We start from the raw sequence: 3,373 nt of genomic DNA on the forward strand, positions 1-3,373 counted from the left end.
TACAATTCATCTCACTACCTGCAGAGGTAGGAGAATTCTTGTTATATATTATGTTAAATTCTCATCATCTCCGACATGATACATGCCCCGGAAGCACCGCAGTCCATTACTTCCTGTATCTGTCTGGTTCCTGCGTGGATGCCGCCGATCGCATATACCGGGATCGTTACGGCATTGCAGATTTCTCGCAGGAAGTCTAATCCCCGTGGCGGCAGGCCTTTCTTGCAGTCGGTAGTGTAGATATGCCCTGCTGTCAGATAGGTTGCTCCGAGTTTCTGTGCTTCTTTTGCTTCCTCTACAGAGTGTACAGAACATCCCACTGCCAGAAAATCACCTGGATTTTCGCTGTTTTCTCTGAGAAGAAACAGAGGCAGATGAATATATGGATGCTGCAATTTTCTCGCTGTTTCCAGATATGTATGAAGCATACATGGAACCTGATATTGTTTACATAATGTCAGAATCTGTACTGCCAATTCTGCATATTCTTCCTCAGAAAGATCCTTTTCTCTGAGGATCACAGCCCTGGGATGGAGTTTACAGACACGTTCCATCTGTTCCAGGAACGGTCTGCTGCTCAGTTTGCGGTTTGTCACTGCAATGACATTTTTATATTCTTCTTTATAAATAGACATAATCATTCATGACCGGCTGGAGCTGGTGATCCAAAAGTGCCTGATATACTTCATCTACAGACCTTCCGTCTGAGATCTCAAACTGGTCATCTCCTTTGTCTTCAATATCGTCTACGTGGCTTCCGATTCCTGTGCTGACGCCTGCTGAGATCTTGGTTGCAGCGATATTTACCAGATTGTCTCTTACTCTCTCGCACTCTCTTGTGGACACAGTAATGCTCGCGAATGGCATAAACAGACGGTATGCACAGACAACCTGGAGAAGCTGTGGTTCATGTACATCCATCGGGTTGATCCTGTCATTATTGATGATCGGACGAAGTCTCGGGCAGGAAAAAGCAATCTCTGCATGAGGGTATTTTCTCTGGAGCAGCCATGCATGATAGCCTGTCGCAAATGCATCCTTACGGAAATCGTCCAGACCGAGAAGTGCTGCAAATCCTACACCTCTCATGCCGCCTTTCAGCGCACGTTCCTGTGCGTTCAAGCGGTACGGGAAGATTCGTTTGTGACCTGCAAGATGAAGTGTTTCATACTTGTCTGAGTTGTACGTTTCCTGGAAAACTGTTACATAATCCGCACCGCATTCATGCAGATAATGATACTCGTCAGAGTTCATCGGATAAACTTCCAGACCGATGACCTTAAAATATTTTCGTGCGATCTTACATGCTTCTCCAATGTATTTCACATCAGATTTCGCTCTGCTCTCACCTGTCAGGATCAGGATTTCCTGCAATCCTGTTTTGGAGATCGCTTCCATTTCTTTTTCGATCTCTTCTGCATTTAACTGGGCCCTGCGAATCTTGTTGTGGCAGTTGAAACCACAGTAGATGCAATAGTTTTCACAGTAATTCGCGATGTAAATTGGTGTAAACATATATACACTATTGCCAAAATGTTTCCTTGTCTCTACTCTCGCCGCCTGTGCGATCTCCTCCAGAAGAGGAAGTGCTGCCGGGGAAAGAAGTGCCTGAAAATCTTCGATCGTGCGGTTGTCATGTTCCAGTGCCCTGCGGACATCTTTCTCTGTATACTGGTCATAATCGTAGGCATTCATTGCGGTAATGACCTTTTCCATAACATCTGATTCTTCCATTGTTTCCATGCCCGGAAGATACTTCATATGATCGATACGGTTCTTTTTCATATCCTCAAGGATCACTTCATTGACGATGCTTTCATTGAAATGTCCTCCATGATTTGCTGCTGTATTCTCTGCCATTTTATTCTGTCCTCCGTTCCTTAGTCATGCAGAAATCCTGTCAGTGGTGATGACGCGCTGGCACCTTTTTCCAGAGTACGTCCCAGTCCGGAAAGGTATGCGCTGCGGCCTGCTTCGATTGCTTTTTTGAACGCTTCTGCCATTGCCTCTACATCTCCGGCAGTTGCGATCGCGGTATTTGCCATGACCGCGGAAGCTCCCATTTCCATTGCTTCACATGCCTGAGAAGGTCTGCCGATTCCTGCATCTACGATGATCGGAAGGTCAATCTCATCGATCAGGATCTGGATAAATTCTTTGGTACAGATGCCTTTGTTGGAACCGATCGGAGAGCCAAGAGGCATAACGCAGGCAGCTCCGGCGTTTACCAGATCTCTTGCTGCGTTCAGATCCGGGTACATATATGGCATAACTACGAAGCCTTCTTTTGCAAGGATTTCTGTCGCTTTAATGGTTTCATAGTTGTCCGGAAGAAGATATTTGGAATCATGGATGACTTCAATCTTTACGAAATCTCCACAGCCAAGTTCACGGGAAAGTCTTGCGATACGGACTGCTTCTTCGGCATTTCTCGCACCGGAAGTGTTTGGAAGAAGTGTTACATTATCTGGAATATAGTCCAGGATATTCGCAAGTCCGCCTTCGTTTGCACGGCGCAGTGCAAGTGTGATGATCTGTGCCTCTGCTTTTTCGATGCAGGCTTTTACCAGATCCAGTGAAAATTTACCGGAGCCAAGGATAAAACGTGAGGTAAATTCGTGTCCTCCAAGAACCAGTTTATCCTCATTTTTGCCGCTTCCGCCGCCCATAAAACTTACGATTTCCATAACATCGCCCTCCTTCAAAATGGTTGTTCCATATAATTCTCTTGCAAGTATTTTGTCGTTTAATTCAATTGCTACCTGAACCGGTACGTACTTGTTTGTCTCCAGATATTCTGTGACTGATAATGGTTTCTCAAGTGTTTTTTCTACTCCGTTTACTGTGATCATATTTGTCCTCCTGTGCTGTGGCGATACATTGGTAATAAGATACCTACAAATTCGAGCATCTTATCCTGCAAGCAGGAACGATGTTCGAGTTTTGAAGCCTTGGTATCAAAAAAGAGTTCACGAAGCAATACACCCGCGGTGGTGCACCCCTTCATGAACTCTGTTCACTCTCATTTGTATCGCTATGAAATTGTGTTCCTGTTCAGATATGAAACGAATCAGCGGACGCGCCACTGGTGTTCTCTCGATATGTAATACAAAAAAGGAGACGCCACAAGGCATCTCCCGTAATATCCACATACGTTCACATTCCTACGTTGGCATTATCCAAATCAGGTATAAGGGTCGAAGTTAATTACTTCCTCTCAGCCTGCCAGTACAAGCTCCCCTGCTTATTTACAAAGCTTAGTATATGCCGAAATCATGTCCCTGTCAAGCCAGGATTTTCACATATTAACTTTAGTAGAGTAGGCGGATGAAAATTTCATCCGCCCCTCATCAAACCGTGCATGAGGTTCTCC

At 45.1% G+C, this 3,373-nt stretch carries 3 protein-coding genes and 1 riboswitch; all 3 genes read right to left on the minus strand.

Going from position 1 to position 3,373, the window contains the following annotated elements:
* Window positions 1–53: 53 nt before the first annotated feature.
* The 3 genes from DWX28_RS18995 to thiS are packed head-to-tail and all read right to left on the minus strand — an operon-like array spanning window position 54 to window position 2,852.
* The gene (locus tag DWX28_RS18995; protein ID WP_022213398.1) at window positions 54–641 is read right to left on the minus strand and encodes a thiamine phosphate synthase; all 588 of its coding nucleotides are present in this window, start codon (window positions 639–641) and stop codon (window positions 54–56) included.
* On the minus strand, window positions 622–1,860 hold the full coding sequence (thiH, locus tag DWX28_RS19000; RefSeq protein ID WP_022213399.1) for a 2-iminoacetate synthase ThiH: 1,239 nt from the start codon (window positions 1,858–1,860) through the stop codon (window positions 622–624). Before thiH ends, DWX28_RS18995 begins: the two co-directional genes overlap by 20 nt.
* Before the next feature lie 20 nt (window positions 1,861–1,880).
* The gene (gene thiS / locus DWX28_RS19005; protein ID WP_022213400.1) at window positions 1,881–2,852 is read right to left on the minus strand and encodes a sulfur carrier protein ThiS; all 972 of its coding nucleotides are present in this window, start codon (window positions 2,850–2,852) and stop codon (window positions 1,881–1,883) included.
* Between the two features lie 291 nt (window positions 2,853–3,143).
* A riboswitch (TPP riboswitch) is annotated at window positions 3,144–3,252 on the minus strand.
* Between the last annotated feature and the right edge of the window lie 121 nt (window positions 3,253–3,373).

It is taken from the genome of Blautia sp. AF19-10LB (assembly GCF_003461245.1).
In the GTDB taxonomy this organism is placed as follows: domain Bacteria; phylum Bacillota; class Clostridia; order Lachnospirales; family Lachnospiraceae; genus Blautia_A; species Blautia_A intestinihominis.

Coding starts and splice junctions, on each gene's coding strand:
- DWX28_RS18995 (WP_022213398.1), bottom strand. CDS start 641: ATGATTATGTCTATTTATAAAGAAGAATATAAAAATGTCATTGCAGTG.
- thiH (WP_022213399.1), bottom strand. CDS start 1,860: ATGGCAGAGAATACAGCAGCAAATCATGGAGGACATTTCAATGAAAGC.
- thiS (WP_022213400.1), bottom strand. CDS start 2,852: ATGATCACAGTAAACGGAGTAGAAAAAACACTTGAGAAACCATTATCA.